The 17706-nt window shown below is 71.2% G+C and carries 16 protein-coding genes; 7 read left to right on the forward strand and 9 right to left on the reverse strand.

All coding sequences use genetic code 11. From position 1 onward, the window contains the following. Window positions 1–72 precede the first annotated feature (72 nt). Window positions 73–810 carry a CPBP family intramembrane glutamic endopeptidase gene (locus ACQBAT_RS14910; RefSeq protein ID WP_420748731.1) on the forward strand — a complete coding sequence of 246 codons (738 nt, stop codon included), beginning with the start codon at window positions 73–75 and terminating at the stop codon, window positions 808–810. After that, window positions 810–1520, forward strand: coding sequence for a hypothetical protein (locus ACQBAT_RS14915; protein WP_420748732.1), 711 nt, complete (start codon window positions 810–812; stop codon window positions 1518–1520). Before ACQBAT_RS14910 ends, ACQBAT_RS14915 begins: the two co-directional genes overlap by 1 nt. Window positions 1521–1544: 24 nt before the next feature. Here the strand turns inward: ACQBAT_RS14915 and ACQBAT_RS14920 are convergent, their stop codons facing one another. The 5 genes from ACQBAT_RS14920 to ACQBAT_RS14940 form a co-directional block, all read right to left on the reverse strand. Further along, a complete protein-coding gene (locus ACQBAT_RS14920) occupies window positions 1545–2180 on the reverse strand; it encodes a response regulator (RefSeq protein ID WP_420748733.1) in 636 nt (211 codons plus the stop codon). Next, on the reverse strand, window positions 2177–3388 hold the full coding sequence (locus ACQBAT_RS14925) for a sensor histidine kinase (RefSeq protein WP_420748734.1): 1212 nt from the start codon (window positions 3386–3388) through the stop codon (window positions 2177–2179). Before ACQBAT_RS14925 ends, ACQBAT_RS14920 begins: the two co-directional genes overlap by 4 nt. 4 nt (window positions 3389–3392) lie before the next feature. Further along, on the reverse strand, window positions 3393–5492 hold the full coding sequence (locus ACQBAT_RS14930; protein ID WP_420748735.1) for an MMPL family transporter: 2100 nt from the start codon (window positions 5490–5492) through the stop codon (window positions 3393–3395). Window positions 5493–5538: 46 nt separating this feature from the next. Beyond that, window positions 5539–6006: a DUF2871 family protein gene (locus ACQBAT_RS14935; RefSeq protein WP_420748736.1), complete on the reverse strand. Its 468-nt coding sequence runs from the start codon at window positions 6004–6006 to the stop codon at window positions 5539–5541. 62 nt (window positions 6007–6068) lie between these two features. Then, the gene (locus ACQBAT_RS14940) at window positions 6069–6650 is read right to left on the reverse strand and encodes a transglycosylase family protein (protein ID WP_420748737.1); all 582 of its coding nucleotides are present in this window, start codon (window positions 6648–6650) and stop codon (window positions 6069–6071) included. Window positions 6651–6799: 149 nt separating this feature from the next. Here ACQBAT_RS14940 and ACQBAT_RS14945 point away from each other — a divergent pair, with 149 nt between their 5' ends. Continuing rightward, on the forward strand, window positions 6800–7492 hold the full coding sequence (locus ACQBAT_RS14945) for a winged helix-turn-helix domain-containing protein (protein WP_420748738.1): 693 nt from the start codon (window positions 6800–6802) through the stop codon (window positions 7490–7492). A 14-nt stretch (window positions 7493–7506) separates the two neighbouring features. Here the strand turns inward: ACQBAT_RS14945 and ACQBAT_RS14950 are convergent, their stop codons facing one another. Genes ACQBAT_RS14950 through ACQBAT_RS14960 form a run of 3 tightly spaced genes read right to left on the reverse strand, consistent with a single transcriptional unit; the run spans window position 7507 to window position 10018 of the window. Continuing rightward, window positions 7507–7920: an ankyrin repeat domain-containing protein gene (locus ACQBAT_RS14950; RefSeq protein WP_420748739.1), complete on the reverse strand. Its 414-nt coding sequence runs from the start codon at window positions 7918–7920 to the stop codon at window positions 7507–7509. A gap of 13 nt (window positions 7921–7933) precedes the next feature. Further along, the gene (locus ACQBAT_RS14955; protein WP_420748740.1) at window positions 7934–8743 is read right to left on the reverse strand and encodes an SDR family NAD(P)-dependent oxidoreductase; all 810 of its coding nucleotides are present in this window, start codon (window positions 8741–8743) and stop codon (window positions 7934–7936) included. A 51-nt stretch (window positions 8744–8794) separates the two neighbouring features. Next, window positions 8795–10018 carry a cytochrome P450 gene (locus ACQBAT_RS14960; RefSeq protein ID WP_420748741.1) on the reverse strand — a complete coding sequence of 408 codons (1224 nt, stop codon included), beginning with the start codon at window positions 10016–10018 and terminating at the stop codon, window positions 8795–8797. Between the two features lie 32 nt (window positions 10019–10050). On the opposite strand from ACQBAT_RS14960, the gene ACQBAT_RS14965 reads away from it, so the two are divergent. Together ACQBAT_RS14965 and ACQBAT_RS14970 are read left to right on the forward strand one after the other, a co-directional pair. Beyond that, a complete protein-coding gene (locus ACQBAT_RS14965) occupies window positions 10051–10839 on the forward strand; it encodes a HEAT repeat domain-containing protein (protein ID WP_420748742.1) in 789 nt (262 codons plus the stop codon). 86 nt (window positions 10840–10925) lie between these two features. Beyond that, entirely contained in the window at window positions 10926–12722 is a 1797-nt protein-coding gene (locus tag ACQBAT_RS14970; protein ID WP_420748743.1) for a choice-of-anchor I family protein, read from the forward strand. An 18-nt stretch (window positions 12723–12740) separates the two neighbouring features. Here the strand turns inward: ACQBAT_RS14970 and ACQBAT_RS14975 are convergent, their stop codons facing one another. After that, window positions 12741–13748, reverse strand: a complete 1008-nt coding sequence (locus tag ACQBAT_RS14975; RefSeq protein WP_420748744.1) for a cation diffusion facilitator family transporter — start codon at window positions 13746–13748, stop codon at window positions 12741–12743. Window positions 13749–13820: 72 nt separating this feature from the next. Between ACQBAT_RS14975 and ACQBAT_RS14980 the strand changes: the two genes are divergently transcribed. Together ACQBAT_RS14980 and ACQBAT_RS14985 are read left to right on the forward strand one after the other, a co-directional pair. Continuing rightward, window positions 13821–15080, forward strand: a complete 1260-nt coding sequence (locus ACQBAT_RS14980; RefSeq protein WP_420748745.1) for an AAA family ATPase — start codon at window positions 13821–13823, stop codon at window positions 15078–15080. Between the two features lie 270 nt (window positions 15081–15350). Then, window positions 15351–17693, forward strand: a complete 2343-nt coding sequence (locus ACQBAT_RS14985) for a hypothetical protein (RefSeq protein WP_427197713.1) — start codon at window positions 15351–15353, stop codon at window positions 17691–17693. Window positions 17694–17706 lie beyond the last annotated feature (13 nt).

Below are 17706 nucleotides of genomic sequence, written 5' to 3' on the forward strand. Positions count from 1 at the left end.
TAGATGACGAATCAACTATACCAACGGGGGTCGGTCGACTTCTATTCCAACCGGTCCCCGTAGCGTGGTCTCATGACCGCCCCCGCTCCGACGCCGAGTCGGGCGAGGACTCCCGCCCGCCCACGACGGACCTACGCCCGCCCGGTCACCCACGCCGACGCCGCGCTGACGGTGGGCTCCTTCCTGCTCGCCACCGGGCTGGGACTGGGGCTGGTCACCGCCCTGCTGTTCTCTGGGTTCGAGCCGGACGCGGCGGTCGCCGGCGGCATCCCCACCACGATCGTGCTGTGGTTCCTCGCCCTCTGGTACTCCCTGCGCGGACGCGGCTGGACCTGGGGGGACATCGGCCTGGGCCGCGGGGGACCACCAGCTGGGCGCTGGCTCTGGCAGGTGGGCCTGGCCTATCTGGTGATGATGACGCTGACCGTGCTCATCGGCTCCCAGTTCCTCACGCCGGACGCCGCCCAGCAGGACAATGTGATGGCCGCCGGGATCAGCTTCGGGCCGGTCGCGCTGCTCGCGCTGGGCCTGGCCGTGGTGGTCGTGGGGCCCTTGGTCGAGGAGGTCGTCTTCCGCCGGATCATCCTGGGCTGGCTGGAGTCGCGGGTCGGTTTCGTCGTGGCGCTGCTGGTGCAGGCGGCCCTGTTCGCGGTGATGCACATCATCCCGCAGGTGATGATCCTCACCTTCTTCCTCGGCATCGTCGCCGGTCTGCTGGCCAGACTGCACCGCTCGCTGTGGCCGGCGCTGGCCCTGCACTGCCTCAACAACGCGATCGCCGTGACCGTGATGATGGCCACGCTGAGCTGATGCCGACGGGCGAAGGCAGGGTGATGGGCAGGGTGATGGGGGGCCTGACGATCCTGGCGTTGATCGTCGGCTTCAAGGAGGCGCAGTTGGCCACCCTGGAGTGGCGCACCGAGCGCACTGTCAACAGCGCTTACCAGGCCCAACGGCACCAGATCCAGGAAGACATCGACACCGCGCGCGTTGCCCTCGAGGAGCGCTTCGACAGCACGGCAGAGCACCGGACCAGCGGTCACGCCTGCGAGCTCGATGAGATGCGAGGCAGGTGGCCGGTCATCGACGCCGGCTGGCGTCAGTACTGCGAGTCCGTGCACCAGGAAGCGATCGCTCTCGATGAGGGTGAGGTCCGGCAGATCTACGCCCGACCCGTCAACACCGGTGATATGTGTCCGCGCGTGCACCTCGAGGAGGTCACCCCCGCCCTGGAGATCGACCGTCCCCACGCCTTCACTGTCTTCCTCGTCCCCGCCGACTCGGACTGCGAACTCCCGCTGCTGGAGCCGATCCTTCTCCATGAACCGTTGATCCTGATGCAGTTGGAGCTGCGCGAGGAATCCGACCTGCAGACCCTGGATCCCGGCCAGGACTGGCTGATCGTCCAGCACCACCACCGTTACCTGTCGCACGAGATGGGCTGTGGGGCGAATGTCCTCACCTGCGACCGGCCGCTGCGTGACCCGGTCTTCCCCACCGTGGATGAGGCCGAGCAGTGAGCGGGCTGGCACCCCAGCGACCCCTCAGTTCACCAAGCCAGCCGCGCGCGCGGCCGCCACGGCCGCCGTCCGGTTGTCCACACCGAGTTTGCCGAAGGCATGCACGAGGTGCGTCTTGACGGTCGCCTCGCTCACCACGAGGGTGCGCGCGACCTCACGATTGGACATCCCCTGGGCCACCAGGCCGAGCACCTCGCGCTCGCGGGCGGACAGCTCGGCGCGCCGCACCCGCATGGTCTCCACGACGCGGCGGCTCAGGTCGGGCGCCAGCACGGTCTCGCCGCGCGCGGCTGCCCGGATCGCCTCGACGATCCGCTCCGGCGCCGCGTCCTTGAGCAGGTAGCCGGCGGCTCCCGCCTCCACCGCCCGCACCAGATCCACGTCGTGGTCGTAGGTGGTCAGGATCAGCACGGGCACGGCCACCGTGCGCGCCACCTCCACGCCGTCCGGCCCGTCCCCCAGCCGCAGGTCGCAGAGCACCACGTCCGGGCCGAGCTCGGCCGCGAGCCGGATCGCCTCGGCGCCGCCGCCCGCCTCCCCGACGACCCGCACCCCGGTCTGCACCGACAGCAGGGCGGCCAGCCCAGCGCGGACGACAGGGTGGTCGTCGACGACCAGGACCGACAGCGCGTGCCCGGTATGCCGTTGCTCACCGTTCATCGGGCCCCTCCCCCGGCCGCGGTGGTCGAGTGGGCACGCGGCAGGTACGCCCCGATCGCGGTCCCGGCACCCGGCTCGGACTCGACCTCCAGACCGCCACCCAGCTCGCGCAGCCTGGCCCGGGAGGCGCGCAGCCCGTAGCCGCCGTGCCGCAGGTCGCTCTCGCGAGCGCTGAGGTTGACCCCCGCCGGATCGAAGCCGCGACCGTCGTCGACCACGTCCAGGCGCACGAGCTCCTCGGCCTCGGCCAGGGTGAGCACCACTTGCGAGGCTCCGGCGTGCTGACGGACGTTGGCCAGCGCGGACTGGGCTGTGCGCAGCAGCGCCACTTCAAGTGGCGGCGGGAGATCGGCGACATCGCCCTCGACCCGGACCACACCGCATACCCCGGACTCGGACTCGAACCGCTCGACGATGCGGCGCAGGGCGTCGGCGAGCCCGGACTCCAGTGGCGCCGGAGCCAGCGCCCCGACCACCCGGCGGGCCTCGTCCAGGCCGTCATGGGCCGAGGTCTCGATCTGCCCGAGCAGCCGCGCCCGGGACTGCGGGTCGTCCGTCGCGACCCCGGCGCGCGCGAGCAGCAGGATCGAGGAGAAGCCCTGGGCGAGGGTGTCGTGGATCTCGCGCGAGAGCCGGGTCCGCTCGGCCATCACGCCGGCCTGGCGCTGGGCCTCGGCGAGCTCGGTGTGCAGCCACTCGCGCTCGAGCCCGTCGGCCAGGATCACCTGCAGCCCGCGGGAGAGCGCGAGCGCGAAGACGCCACCGATGAACGGACCCACGATCGCCGCGGTCGACCAGTCCTCGGCGTGGCCGCCACGACCGATCACCACGCCCAGCACCACGACGCCGACCACGATCGCGGGAGCGAGAGGGAGCAGGTGACCAGCCAGCATCCACAGCGAGAAGGCGACCCAGACCATGTCCGGCGAGGCGACCACGGTGACCAGCCAGAGCGCGACCAGGACGAGCAGCCACCAGCCGCCGCGCCGGACCCCGCGCCCCGCTCGAAGACCGGGGCCGAGGTCGACCCGCCGCGCGAGGACGGCGCCCACGACGTACCAGGCGACGAGGGCGACCGCGCTGCCGACCAGGAGGGCCGGATGAGCTGCGGTGGGGAGCCCGCGCACCACGCCGACCACGACCAGCAGCCCGAAGAGCACGTGCTGCACGAGCACGAGGCGACGGATCATCACGGTGGTGCGGCTCACTCCCTCATCGTGACAGGTGCGCGGCCGGGCGACCCGGCCACCAGAACCGGTCACCCAGCAGGGTGATCACGGCCGGGACCAGCACGGTGCGCACGAGCATGGTGTCGACGACCACGCCGAGCCCGACGATCAGGCCGAGCTGACCCAGGGTGACGAGCGGCAGCACACCCAGCGCCGCGAAGACGCCGGCGAGCACGATGCCCGCGCTGGTGATGACAACACCGGTCGTGCTCACGCCCTTGACCACGGCCTGCCGGGTGCCGAGCGCGGCCGCCTCGGCCTGCACCCGGTGCACCAGGAAGATCGTGTAGTCGATGCCGAGCGCGACGAGGAAGAGGAAGGCGAGCAGTGGGACGGGCGTGTCGAGCGCGTCCCAGCCGAAGAACTGCCGGCCCAGCCAGGCGCCGGTGCCGATGGTGGCCAGGGTGCTGGCGACGTTGACGGCCATGAGCACGACCGGCGCGACCAGCGAGCGGAGCAGCAGCGCCAGGATGGCGGCGACGACGAGCAGCACGAGGGGGGCGACGACGAGCAGGTCGCGCTCGGAGCCCTCGCGGACGTCGACATCGGTGGCGGGACCACCGCCGACGAGGGCATTCGCGCCCGGTATGCCGTGGCTTACCTCGCGCAGTTCCCCCACCAGCTCGCGCTCGTGGTCCGAGCCGGGGACGGCGTCGGTGGTGAGCAGGACTGTGGTGATCTCGCGGGTCGCAGCGTCGGCCGTGTCGGTGCTAGTCGTCACCGTGCCGCTGGGGCCGGGCGAGACCCGCTCCACGCCCTCGACGTCACCGAGGGTGGCCTCGACCTCGTCGAGGTGGTCGCTGTCGGTCACCACGATGATCGGGTTGGCCGCGCCTGCCGGGAAGTGGGCGGCGAGAGGTTCGAGCGCGTCAGCGGACTCGGCGGTCACGCGGAAGCGATCGGTCTGGGTGAGGCCGACCTGGGTGCCGAGCACGCCGGTCGCCATCACGGCGAGCAGGGCCAGGCCGGCGGTCAGGACCGCCCAGGGGCGGCGGACGACGGCCGAGGCGACGGCGCCGAAAGGATCGAAGGACGTGGTGCTGGTGGACTTCGCGCCGATGCCGTCCTCCGGCTGCGGGATGAACGGCCAGAAAGCCTGACGTCCCACGATGGCCAGGGCCGGTGGCAGCACGAAGAGCGCGAAGAGGAGCGCGACCAGGAGGCCGACCGCGGCGGCGATACCGACGCCACGGGTGCCGGGGATCACGGCCAGCACGAGCGTGGCGAGCGCGAGCACCACCGAGATGTTGCTGGCCAGGATGGCGGGCAAGGTGGCCCGCCAGGCGGTGGCCAGGGCGGAGCGATGATCGGGGGTGGTGCGCAATTCCTCGCGGTAGCGGGAGATGAGCAGGAGCGCGTAGTTGGCCCCCGCGCCGAAGACGAGGACGCTGATGATGCCGGCGTCGAAGTTGAGGTCAAGGCGGGAGCCGAGCTGGGCGGTCAGCACGGCGGCGACTTGGTCGGCCAGGCCGACGACCGTGATCGGCACCAGCCAGAGCACCGGGGAGCGGTAGGTCAGCAGAAGCAGGAGGCCGACCACCCCGACAGTGACGAGCAGCAGACGCAGGTTGGCCCCGTCGAAGGAGGCAGCCAGGTCGGCACCGAAGGCCGGGCCACCGGTGGTCTGGGCGACGAGCCCGTCGGGCAGCCCTGCAGCCACCGCGTCGCGGGCGTGGTCCACCACCTCGCGCAGGGCACTGGAGTCGTGCTCATCCACGGTGACGGGCACCTGGAGCATCGCGGCGCGGCCGTCCTCGCTGGGGATGGGGCCCACGGCATCGCGACCTTCGCCGAGGTGGCCGAGCCCGCCGAGGTCCTGCTCGGCCAGCTGGCCGCCGTCCTCGCGGGTCACCACCACGACCAGCTGCTGAACGTCGGCATCCGGCAGCTGGGCCAGCAGGTCGTTGACCTGCGCGGACTCCGAGGAGACGGGGGCCGCACCGTGGTCGTTGACGACATCCGCCCCGCGGAGCGTGCCGAGCAGACCGGCCGTCACGAGCAGCGAGAGCAGGATGAGGATCCAGGCGCTGCGGCGGCCGGTGAGCGTGCGGGGAAGGGCGCGGGGCGGGGAGGGGGTGAGCACGTGTCCACGCTAGGAATCAGGAGAGGTCCCCTTCCTCCTCCGCAGCTCAACCGTTCGGTTGAACCTTGCCCTCGGACGGCTGGGCCGAGCCGGGTGCGTGCGTGTTCTTGACGGCTGTGCCGATGGCCAGGAGCAGGAAGATGAAGGCCGCCGTGAGCGTCATGTGGCCCAGACCGGAGACGCCGGCGATGGCCGGGCTGTCGGCCCACTCGGCGCCGAGGACCTGCAGGGTGCCCTTGTAGGACAGCATCCCCACGGTCAGCACCAGACCGGCGTTGAGCAGGTGCACCCCCCACGTCATCCGGGCGGAGGTGCCCAGACCGGCGAGGGTGGCGGTCAGGGCCAGCAGGATCAGCGGCAGCAGGGTGCCCAGCGCCAGCGCGTGCGTGTGCACGAAGGCCAGCTGGGTGCGTCCGGTGAAGTCGTTGAGCTTGGTGACCTCGCGGTAGGCCAGGCCACCGATGAGGCCGATGGCGGTCCAGGCGACAGCGGTGCGGAAGAGATAACGAAGCATGTCTCCACGGTAGGGAGAGCGACCTCCGCGCCGCTGCCGCCGGACCTCCATCCTTCGGTTGATCAGCGGGCGCAGTTCCCGCCGCCGGGGCCGCCCTGGTCAAAGCCACCAGGACCGCGCTGACCAGCATCGCCCTGGCCAAAGCCGCCGGGGCCGCCCTGACCCAAGCCACCAGGACCCCGCTGGGGTCCACCCTGCTGGCCACCCTGGGTCGTGCTCGTCTGGGTCGTGCTCGCCTGGGTGGACTCGCCAGACCCGGAGGTCGCCGAGAAGCCCATCCCCTGCCAGCAGGAGGCGGAGGCCAACCACGGGGTGGTGCCCTGGGCGTTGTAGAGCTCAATCGCGGCCGCGTCCTGCACCGACTCCGGGGCATCCACGGCTCGCGCGTAGCCGGCGGCCGAGCTCATCGACTGCCAGGTGGAGTCGAGAAACTGGTAGGCGCCGGAGGCGGTGGAGGTGGGGTTCTGGGCGGTGTAGCTGCCACCGCTTTCACACTGCTTGATCGCCTCCAGCGCCGGGATGCCGGTGTCGGCGGCCTGCGCAGACGTCGCGGTGAGCAGCCCGGCTCCGGCCAGCAGCAAGGTGGCGCCGGCCGTGCCGACGGTGCGGGCGAACGTGCTCGTCTTCTTCGTGCTCGTCTTCATGGTGTCTCCTCATCAGGGTTGTGCGGGAACGGGCCTCCACCCTCACCACCCCTGATGTCCAGAACGTGTGCAGCCGATGTGCTGACCTCACATCCGGGAGCGAGTGCCCGCACAGCAGGCGCACAGCGGCCGCCGAGACTCTCGCAGGCATGAAAGTGCTCGTCATCGACTTCGGTGACCGCGGCGCGGAGCGGCTCGCCCGTGCCCTGGCGGCCGACACCCACGTCATCGAAACCGCCTCGGACGTCACCACCGCCGTCTGGGCCTGCCAGGAGGCGCCGCCCGACTCTCCCGCCGGCGTGGCCGTGGCGGTGGCCTGCACCCCGGTCGCCGGGGAGGTCGAACGGGAGTTGGGCCGACGGTTGCGGGACGCTGAGCTCGCCACCCCGTTGCTCGTGCTCGCCGGCTCGGCGCAGACCGAGGACGTGGTGGACGCGCTGGACAGCGGGGCGGATGACTTCGTGACCCGCCCCGTCGGGCTCGCCGAGGTGTGCGCGCGAGTCCGCGCGCTGGCTCGGCGCGAGCTGTCCCTGCCCAGCCCGGTGATCAGCTCGGGCGGGGTGGAACTGGACCCGGCGGGCCACCGGGTCAGCCGGGATGGTGAGGAGATCGACCTGTCCCGCCAGCTGTTCGCGCTGCTGGAAGCCTTCGTTCGCAACCCCGGCCGGCTGCTCACCCGGGAGGTGATCCTGGACGCCGTCTGGGATCCGGCGAGTGAGCCCAGTTCCAATGTCGTCGAGCAGGCGGTGTCCGCGCTGCGACGACGGGTCGACGCACCCTTCGGGCGGGCGAGCGTCCAGACGGTGCGGGGGCGGGGCTACCGGTGGGACCCCGCGGCGTGAGCCAGGCCAGTGCGTCAGGCCAACAGGTCAGTCCGGCCGAACATCTCCGCGGTCTGCCGCGCGGTCGGCTGACCGGCATCAGGGTCGGCACCGTGCTCGCGCAGGGCGGTGACCACCTCGGCCTCGCCCTTGAAGACGGCCCCGGCCAGCGGCGACTGGCCACGGTCGTTGAGGCGATCGACGTCGGCGCCCTTGCCCGCGAGCGCCCGGACGGCGTCGGCGTGCCCGTGATAGGCCGCGAGCATCAGCAGCGTGTTGCCCGCCGGGTCGGTGAGATCGACCGGGGCGCCGGCTTCGACATAGGCGACCAGGCGGGCGGCATCACCCGCGCGGGCCAGGTCGAAGAGGGCGTGCGCGAGGTCGACGGCCCCGACGACCGGTGACTCGGGTGGCTCGGGGTTGTCTGACGACTCGGGTGACTCGGGCATCCAACCAGGGTAGTCAGCCGAGCAGGTCGGCCATCCGCTTGGCGATCATGTCGGTCGCCCGCTGCGGCGCGAGCCGCGAGATCCGGTCCAGCATGGTGGCGTCGCGGCCGACCGTGACCCGGTAGCGACCCTGCTCCACCGCCCGCTCGACGATGATCCGCGCGGCGTCCGGAGCCGGAAGCGTCTGGTGACCGGCCTCGGCCTCCTCCCGCGAACCTCCGCCCGGGACCTGGACCCCGGAGTTGGTGGTGATGTCGGTCCCGATCGCGCCAGGGAAGACGATGGTGACCTCGACCGGGGTCTCCCGCAACTCGGCATACAGGCCCTCGGTGAACAACTTGACCGCCGCCTTGCTGGCGCCGTAGATCGTCTGGCCAGGGACCGGCGCGAAGCCGCCCATGCTCGACACATTGACCAGGCTGGCCTCGGGGCGCGCGAGCAGGTGCGGCAGGAAGGCCTTGCACGTGTGCAGCGTGCCCCACAGGTTCACGTCCAAGACTTTGGCCATCCCCTCGTAGGAGAGCTCGAGGAAGGGGACGAACTCCTGGATGATCCCCGCCACGTTGAGCAGTCCATCGACGACGCCGTGGGCGGTCAGCACGGCCTCGGGAAGCGCCTCGACACCCTCGCGGTCGGTGATGTCCACGGTATGCAGTGTCAGCCTCTCCCCGGCCCTCGCCAGGGCGGCGGTCTGCTCGAGCGACTCCGCGCGCAGGTCGACCGCCGCGACGCGGGCGCCGCGCTCCAGCAGCGCGAGGGTCACCTCCCGGCCGATTCCGTTGCCTGCGCCGGTGACGACGAAGACCTTGCCGCTGACCTGCATGACTGCCTCCTGGTGTCGGTGATGCCAGTCTATTACTACGCGATGTCGTTTTTAGCGAGGGTCGGACTCGACCTCAGGTGACCAGCGCCCGCCCCGGTCGCGCAGGCGCAGCCCGCCAACGGCATACCCGGCGATCACGTCCTCCCAGCCGATCGTCGGCTCACCCAGCCGCTCGATGTCGCGGGCGAGCAGCCGGGTCAGGAAGATCTCGCTCTCGGTCATCGCGACAGCATTGCCAGGGCAGCGGTGCGGCCGGTCGCCGAAGCTCATCACCTCCGGACGGATGCCGCTGGGCAGGTCGCGGCCGGGGCACAGGCGCAGCGGGTCCGGGGCGACCTGCTCGGGGTCGGCGTTGGCGGCGCGGACCGAGAGGTCGAGCCGGGCGCCGGCCGGGATCCGGTGCTCGACGCCGTCATGGGTGAGCGTGAGTTCCTCGGTGGTGCGGCGGTAGAGATGTCCGACGACCGGCTCGAGGCGAAGCAGTTCGTGCAGGATGGCTGAGCGCTCCTCCGCGCTGCCGACAAGGAAGCGGTGCCGCAAGGCGGGGCGGTCGAGCAGGTGCCAGGTCGCGATCTGGAGGAACTCGCGGGTGGTGACCACGCCGGCGGCGCCGTAGGTCAGGCACTCCATGAGGATCTGGGAGCCGGTGCGTCCCTGCTCGACGAGGTGGCTGATGACGTCCTGGCGCGGTGCGGCCCGGCGGGCGCGCACGGCGGGGCGGACGTCGCGGAGGTAGAAGGAGTACATCCGGGCCACCGAGGGCAGGGACCGGACGAAGGCGCGGACCCTGGCCAGGCCCTGCGGAGGGGCGGCGAGCATGCCCTCAGGCTGGTCGAAGAACCCGACGAGGCGGTGGGCCATCCGCTCCTGGTCGCTCTCGGCCAGCCCGATCACCTGGGCAGCCACCTGCGCGGAGAAGTGCAGGGTCAGATCGGCGAGGTCGACCTCCCGGCCGCCATCGAGGCGGGCCAGTTGGCGCTCGGCCCGCTCGATCATGAGTGTCTCGTACCGGCGGGTGACCGTGACCGGCGCGAAGTAGCGGGCGATCGCCGAGCGCTGGTCGCGGTGGTCGGCCCCGTCGGCGAACAGGACAGGCAGCGCACCGGTGGGCGAGGTCTCGCGGACGACCTCAGCAGCGAATCCCGCCTGCAGGGTGTCGCCGGAGAGCCGAAGCACCTCACGGACCAGCGGGAGCGCCCGGATGTGCCAGGTGCCGTCCCGCTGCTCGATGGCGGGGGTGTCCACCTCGCCGGGCCGGGCCGTGAGTCGGTCCATGACCACCACGCTAGACCGGTAGCGTGCCGGACATGGACCCCACCCAGCCCGAGCCGACCCCGGTGGAGCGCGCACTGGCGGCCGCACTGCATACGGACTCCTCGGTCCGCCAGGAGGCGGCGCTGCGCCTGGGCACCGTGGCCGAGGATGAGCACGCCCCGGCGATGGTGGCGATGCTCGTCAGCGAGCCCGACTTCTACGTGCGCGAGACGCTGACCTGGGCTGTCGTCGCGCGCGGGGCGGCCGCGATGCCCCACCTGCTGGCCGCGCTCGAGGGCGACGAACCGTCGCGGGTGCAGGTGCTGCACGCTCTGAGCAAGCTCCAGGACCCGGCCGCCGTGGAACACATCCTGCCGTTGGCCAACGACCCCGATGACGCGGTGGCGGCCAAGGCATGGTGGGCGCTGGGCCGGACCGGGACACCCGAGGCGGCGCCGGCCTTGCTGGCGCATCTGGGAGACACGGACGAGGCGCGGCGGCGAGAGCTCTCCCGCGCCCTCGAGCAGCTGGGCGAGCCGGCGGTGGCGGGGCTGGCGGAGCGGCTGGCCGACCCGGAGTCAGACCTGGTGACCCGCAGGCACGCAGCGGAGGTGCTGGTGCTGATCGGTGACCCCGGTGCGCGGGGCGCTGTCGACGCACTCATCGGGGCGGTCGAGGGGGACGAGAAAGAGGTGGCGGTGATCGCGGTGGAGGCGCTGGCGGCGCTGGACGACCCCCGCGTGGACGAGGCGCTGCAGCGGTTGCGGGACGGCGAGGACCGATGGCTGGCCATCACGGCCGAGTGGCTGCTGTCGGATCGGGGCGAGCGCTCGGGCAGGTGAACAGCGCCGGGTGTTCATCGAGTAGGACCCACGGTGTTCACCTGGCCGACACCTGACCGGCCCTGCGCGGGCCTACGTTCTGCGCCATGTGTCTTCGCACCGCGCGCACCCCGCTGCGCACCGCCACCATCGCCCTGTCGCTGTCTGCCCTCTCGCTGTCTGCCCTGTCCCTCTCAGCACTCACCGCAGCCCCGGCCCTGGCCGGTGTCGTCGAGGAACCCGTCCGGCACGCCGCCCCAGACGCCGCCGTCACGCTGAACCCGGTCGGAAGCTATGAGACGGGAATCTTCAACGCCTCAGCCGCCGAGATCGTCGCCTGGTTCGGCAAGGCTCAGCGCACGCTTGTCGTCAACGCCCAGTCCGGCACGATCGAGGTGCTGGACGCCGCCGACCCGACCGCGCCGGTCAAGCTCTACGACGTCGCCGCGGAGGGCGTGCGGGCCGCGGACGGCTCGATCATCCCGGCGGGCGCGATCGCCAACTCGGTGGCGGTGCGGGCCGACGGGCTGGGTGTCGTGGCCGTCGAGGCCCCGGTGAAGACCGACGACGGGTGGCTGCTGGTCATGGACGCGAGCGCGGATGCGCCGCGGGTGCTCGGCGCCTACCGGGTCGGCGCGCTGCCGGACATGGTGACCCTGACGCCCGGTGGTGAGCGCGCGCTCGTGGCCAACGAGGGCGAGCCCGCCGAGGACTACTCGGTCGACCCCGAGGGCACGATCTCGGTGATCGAGCTCCCGCGGAGCCTGCAGGACCGGGGCCGCTCGGCCCAGCACGGGCGTGCCGCGATCAGCCAGGACAAGGTCGCGACCGCGAACTTCCACGCCTTCGAGGACAACCTGCCCGCAGGCGTGCGGATCTTCGGCGGGCGCGAGGACGCCGGCACCGGGATCCCGGAGTTCCCGGTGTCGGAGAACCTGGAGCCGGAATACATCACCGTCTCCGCCAACGGGCGCACCGCCTGGGTCTCGCTGCAGGAAGCCAACGCACTGGCGGTCGTGGACGTGAACTCGGCGACCGTCACCGCGATCCTGCCGCTCGGGACCGTGGACCGGATGGAGGTGCCCTTCGACGCCTCGGACCGCGACGGGGAGATCGCGATCCGTCACTGGCCGGTGCAGGGCTTCCGGATGCCCGACTCGATCGCGTCCTACAAGGTGCGGGGAACGACATACATCGTCACCGCGAACGAGGGCGACGCGCGGGACTGGGCGGGCTACTCCGAGGAGGCCCGGGTGAACGCGCTCGGCCGCGGCGGGTTGCCGCCGGTGTGCGACTCGGTCGCCGAGCAGGTGGGGATGACGGTCGCCGAGCTCACCCACAACCGGAATCTCGGACGGCTGACGATCACCACCGCCCAGGGGTATGACGCAGCGCAGGGATGCTACTCCGAGCTGTTCGCCTTCGGCGGGCGCGGTTTCTCGATCTTCGATGAGGAGGGAAGCCTGGTCTTCGATTCTGGCTCGGACTTCGAGGAGATCACGGCCGAGGCGATCCCGGAGTTCTTCAACTCCAACCACCACGAGACCACCTTCGAGAGCCGCTCGGACGACAAGGGCCCCGAGCCCGAGGGCGTCGTGGTCGGGGAGGTCGATGGCCGCACCTATGCCTTTATCGGGCTGGAGCGGATCGGTGGGGTGATGGTCTATGACATCACCGACCCGGCCGGCGCCTTCTACGTGAGCTACGTCAACAACCGGGACTTCTCGGTGTCGGTAACGGGCAGCGAGGACGAGGCGGCGGCGCTGGCGCAGGCCGGTGATTTGGGCGCCGAGGGTCTGGCCTTCGTGCCTGCCGGGGAGTCGCCGACCGGGCGGCCGCTGGTGATCGTGGGCAACGAGGTCTCCGGGACGACGACCTTCTTCGAGGTGGCGCGGCTGCGGTGAGGTGATGGCGCCGCCCCGTCAGGGGTGATGCCCCACCTCATGCGCGGTATGCCCTGGCGGCTCGAGCTGGAAGGTGGAGTGCTCGACGCTGACGTCGAAGTGCTCGGCGACGCACTGCTGGAGGGCGTCGAGCAACTGCGGAACGTGATCGTCGCGGAAGCACTCCTCCTCCACCACGACGTGGGCGGTGAGCACCGGGGTGCCGGTGCCGATCCTCGAGGCGTGCAGGTCGTGGACCTCCAGGACGTGGTCGAGCTCAAGGATGTGCGCGCGGACGTCGGCCAGGTCCAGTCCGGGTGGAGCGCTCTCCAGGAGCACCGAGCCGGCCTCGTGGAGGATGACGACCGCGCGCGGCATGATCAGCAGCGCGATCAGGATGCCGGCGATGGCATCGGCACGGTGCCACCCGGTGGTCATGATGACGATGGCGCTGATGATGACCGCGACCGAGCCGAGCGCGTCGTTGAGCACCTCCAGGAAGGCCGCGCGCATGTTGAGGTTGGCCCCCCGGCCGCCTGCGAGGACGGCGAGGGCGATCAGGTTGGCGGCCAGGCCGACCGCGCCGAAGATCAGGACCAGACCGCCCGGGATCTCGGGCGGAGCCTCGGAGGTCAGCCGTCGCACGCCCTCGACCAGGGCGAAGATGCCGACGCCCAGCAGGATCGTGGCCTGAGCACCGGCGGCGAGGACCTCGACGCGGGCCAGACCCCAGGTGCGTCGGTCGTTCGGCGGCCGTTCCATGAGCACGGCCGCGGTCAGGGCGAGGAGGAGCCCGGCGCTGTCGGTGATGCTGTGCACGGAATCGACGAGCAGGGCCAGCGACCCCGTGATGAGCGCCCCGATGACCTGGGCGAGGACGACGACCGCGGTCAGCCCGAAGGCGATCGCGAGCCGGGTCCGGCTGGAGCCGGCGCCGTGTGAGTGTGAATGGGAGTGGGAGTGGGAGCGCCCCTCACCCGACCCCTGTCCGCCCTCTCCTTGGCCACTTAATCGCCCACCCCCACCGGCACCCTGGCGCGTTGTCATGAGACTGAGGCTACGGCATACCCCCCCTGGGTATCAACCGAGTCTGTCAGTGGCCCCCCCTAAGGTGGCCCCATGTATTCGACGGTGGCGATCAGCGGCTACCGCTCGCTGCGCGATGTGCGCCTGCCGCTCGGCCGGTTGACCGTGGTGACCGGCGCGAACGGGACCGGCAAGTCGAGCGTCTACCGGGCGCTGCGGCTGCTCGCGGAGTGCGGCGCCGGGCGGGTGGTCGGCTCGCTTGCGCGCGGGGGCGGGCTGGAGTCCGCGCTGTGGGCGGGGCCCGAGAGCCTCGCCCAGGCCCGGCGCGGGCATGAGGTGCAGGGCACGATGCGCAAGGACCGCGTCTCGGTGCGCCTGGGGGTGGGCGGGGAGACGGGAGAAACGTCATACCTGGTGGACCTCGGGATCCCCGTGCAGTCGGCCGCGACCGTCTTCAACCGCGACCCCGAGGTCAAGCGGGAGGCGGTGTGGACGGGGCCGGTGATGCGGCCGTCGACGCTGGTCGCTCGGCGCAAGCATCATGCGGTGGAGCTGCGCGACGAGGACGGGGCGTGGGAGAAGGCGCCGATCGGTGTGCCGCCATGGGCGAGCATCCTCACCGAGGTCGTCGATCCGCTGGCCGCGCCCGAGGTATGGCGCGTGCGCGAGCAGTTGCGTTCGTGGCGGTTCTACGACGGATTCCGGGTGGATGCGGAGGCGCCTGCGCGGCGACTGCAGGTGGGGACGCGGACGTGGGCGTTGGCCGAGGACGGCGCAGACCTGGCGGCGGCGCTGCAGACGATTCGGGAGGACTCGGGCGGGCCGCTGGACGCAGCGGTGGCGGACGCCTTCGATGGAGCGCGGTTGGAGGTGAGCGCGGTCGGCGGACTCTTCGACGTGGAGTTGCACCAGCCGGGGATGCTGCGGGCGCTCAGGTCCGCTGAACTCTCGGATGGGACGTTGCGGTACCTGCTGTGGCTGGCGGCGCTGCTGACGCCGGTGCCGCCGTCACTGATGGCCCTCAACGAACCTGAGACCTCGCTGCATCCCTCGCTCGTCGGACCGCTGGCCAGGTTGATCGCGGCGACCTCGCGGCGGACACAGGTGGTCGTCGTGACGCACTCGGATTCGCTGCTCGAAGCGCTGTTCGCCGAACTGACGGGCGGGGTCGATCCGCGGGAGTTGGACGAGGATGAGTTGGATGGGGATGAGATGGACATGCCTGGTCCGGGCGCGAGCGGCCTTGGGCTCACGCCGCTGCGAGTGCTGGAGCTGACCAAGGATCTTGGCGAGACCCTGGTGGTGGGGCAGGGGATGCTGAGCACGCCGAGCTGGGAGTGGGGCAAGCGATGACTCGAGATGGCCGGCAGTGGCGCCGGCATGCGGCACCCCTGCCTCAGCCGCCTCGAGCTCAGGCCTGTGGCTCGCACGCAGATCACCCAGCGACAGGCCTCACAGCAACGCCACGGGACCGCCGACGCGCGGGTTGCCTGTACGACACGCGGGTGTGGACAGGTGTTTGCATTAACGTACGTGTGTGCTATTGTGTAGTCAGGTGATCGAGAAGAGGGGCTTCTCGGGACCGGGAACGCACGCTCCGAGGGGAATCGAGGGGAGGTAGTGATGAAGCAGCAGGATGGCGAGCATCAGGGCCAGGACGTCCCGGCCGGCGGCACTGATCACGGGCCCGCGCGAGCTGGCGGGACGTCAGAGTCAGGGGTGTCAGCGTCGGGGGTGTCGCCGGTGATCGTGGGGGTGGGGCAAGCGCACCGGGCGGTGCGGGAGGCTGAAGCGCGCCTGTTGTCCTGCATCGGTCAGGCCTATGAGCAGACCCGGGCACGGGTGATAGCCAGACGGGACAAGGTCGGTGTGGAACTGTCCGCCACCGCCGCTGACCAGCTGCACCGGGAGACCCGGGCCTGCCTGGTCCTAGAGCTGGAGACCGCGTTAGGAGTACGGGAGCACGACGCCCGCACCCTGGTCTCGATCGCGACCCACGGCCACCAGCTGCAGGACATCCTCACCGCCACCATCACAGCCGCGGAGACCACGCTGGCCCAGGTCTGCCGGTTCTGGGTCACCACCGCCGGGCTGAGCAGCGAGCAGCAGGTCCTGATCGCACTCGTGATGTACGGGCCCGACCCAGCTGTGGCCGCGACCGAACGGCTGGACCACCACGGACAGTTCCACCACCAGCCCTGGGCGCACGCCGAGCACGAAGCCGCCCTGGCCCGAGAAGTGATGGCCGCCAAAGGCACCGACCCGGCCAGCGAACGCGCCCGCCGGATGCAGGCCTACAACGACCGCTACACCCGGGTACGGATCAACGACGATGGCACCGCGACCCTGACGATCCGCGGACCCGCACCCACCGTGATCGCCGCCGGCCAGCGCCTGGACGCCGCGGCCACCACCCTCAAAGTCGACGGTGATGAACGCACCCGACCCCAAGGCAGCACCGACCTGGCCCTCACGATCCTGACCTACGCCACCATCACCCCCCTGACCCACATCAACCCCGCCCAGACGCAGCCCGGCGAGGCACAGCCCGGCGAGGCACAACCCGGTAAGGCAGAGCCAGATGGGGCACAGCCCGGCGCGGATGAGCCCGATGGGGCAGAGGCCGCCGGCGGCGGCGACGCGGCCGGGACGGGACGAGGCGATGCGGCCGGGACGGGACGAGGCGATGCGGCCGGGACGGGACGAGGCGATGGGGAGGACGCGGGCTCCAGCTCGGATGATGAGCCAGATGGTCTGTTCGATCCGGTGATCGCCCCGGAGAAGGCGGATCTGCTCGCGCGGATCATCAACGCCGTCCCACCCATCGCATTGCAGGTCATCGTCCCGCACGACGTCCTCGGCCTCGGCCAGCCGATCTGCCCGACCTGCGCCACCACTATCCACCCGTCCCCACCCGCAACACCAGATCCAACCCCAGGGGCAGCACCACCAGGGACGCCACCGCCAGGGACGGCACCGCCGGCGTCGTCGCCGGGAGCGGCGTCGCCGGGAGTGGCGCCAGGGAAAGCGCCGCCGGGGACCGCACCCCCGGGGACAGCACCGCCGACAGGGACGGCGCCGCCGGGGGCGGGGGAGACATCAGCTGGGGAGTCTGATGACACAGGGGAAGCACGGGGACCAGGGGGAGCCGAGCCATCCGGGCCGGAGAGTTCACGGTCAGAGGGTTCGCGGCCGGATCGGCCGGTCGGGGTCCCGGGGTGGGATGTCTCGATCCGAGGCAAAGTCGCTGAGATCGTGGGGGATCACCCTGCCTTCATCAGCCCCGGCCACGCCCGAGAGCTCGCGCTGATCCCAGGCAGCACCCTGCACCGGCTAGCGACCGACCCACTGGACGGGCGCCTGAAAGAACGCACCATCACCACCTACCGGCCAGACACCGAGATGCGCAGGCAGATCAGAGCCGCCGACCGATACTCCCGCTACCCCGGCAAACGCACCCCCTCCACCCGGTGCGAGATCGACCACGTCACCCCCTACGGATGGGCCGACGGCCCCACCGCCGAGACCAACCTCCAACTGCTCAACCTGCCACCCCACCACCGCAAGACCGCCGGCATGCTGCACGCCGCCATCAACACCAACCGCGACATCACCTTCACCACCCTGCTCGGACAAATCCGCACCACCCGCGTCCACGACTACCGGCAATACACCCACACCATCTCCCGCGACGACGCACTGGACGCCCGAGACCGCGCCGCCCAACTCGCCTACGCCTACTACGCCCACCACTCCGTCCAACACGACCGACCCGACCCCACCAGCATCATCCAGATCTCCCACACCGACCCCAACGGCCGCACCCGACCCGGACCCAAACCCCACACCCCCACCCCCGACCAACTCCTCACCGACTGGAACCGACAAGACACCGACGACAGAGAAAACCCGCAGGACTCCGCGGGCTCGGAGGGCTCGGAGGGCTCGGAGGACTCGGATGAGTAGAAGAGCGAGAAGC

It is taken from the genome of Ornithinimicrobium pulveris (genome assembly GCF_050261105.1).
Taxonomy (GTDB): Bacteria; Actinomycetota; Actinomycetes; order Actinomycetales; family Dermatophilaceae; genus Ornithinicoccus.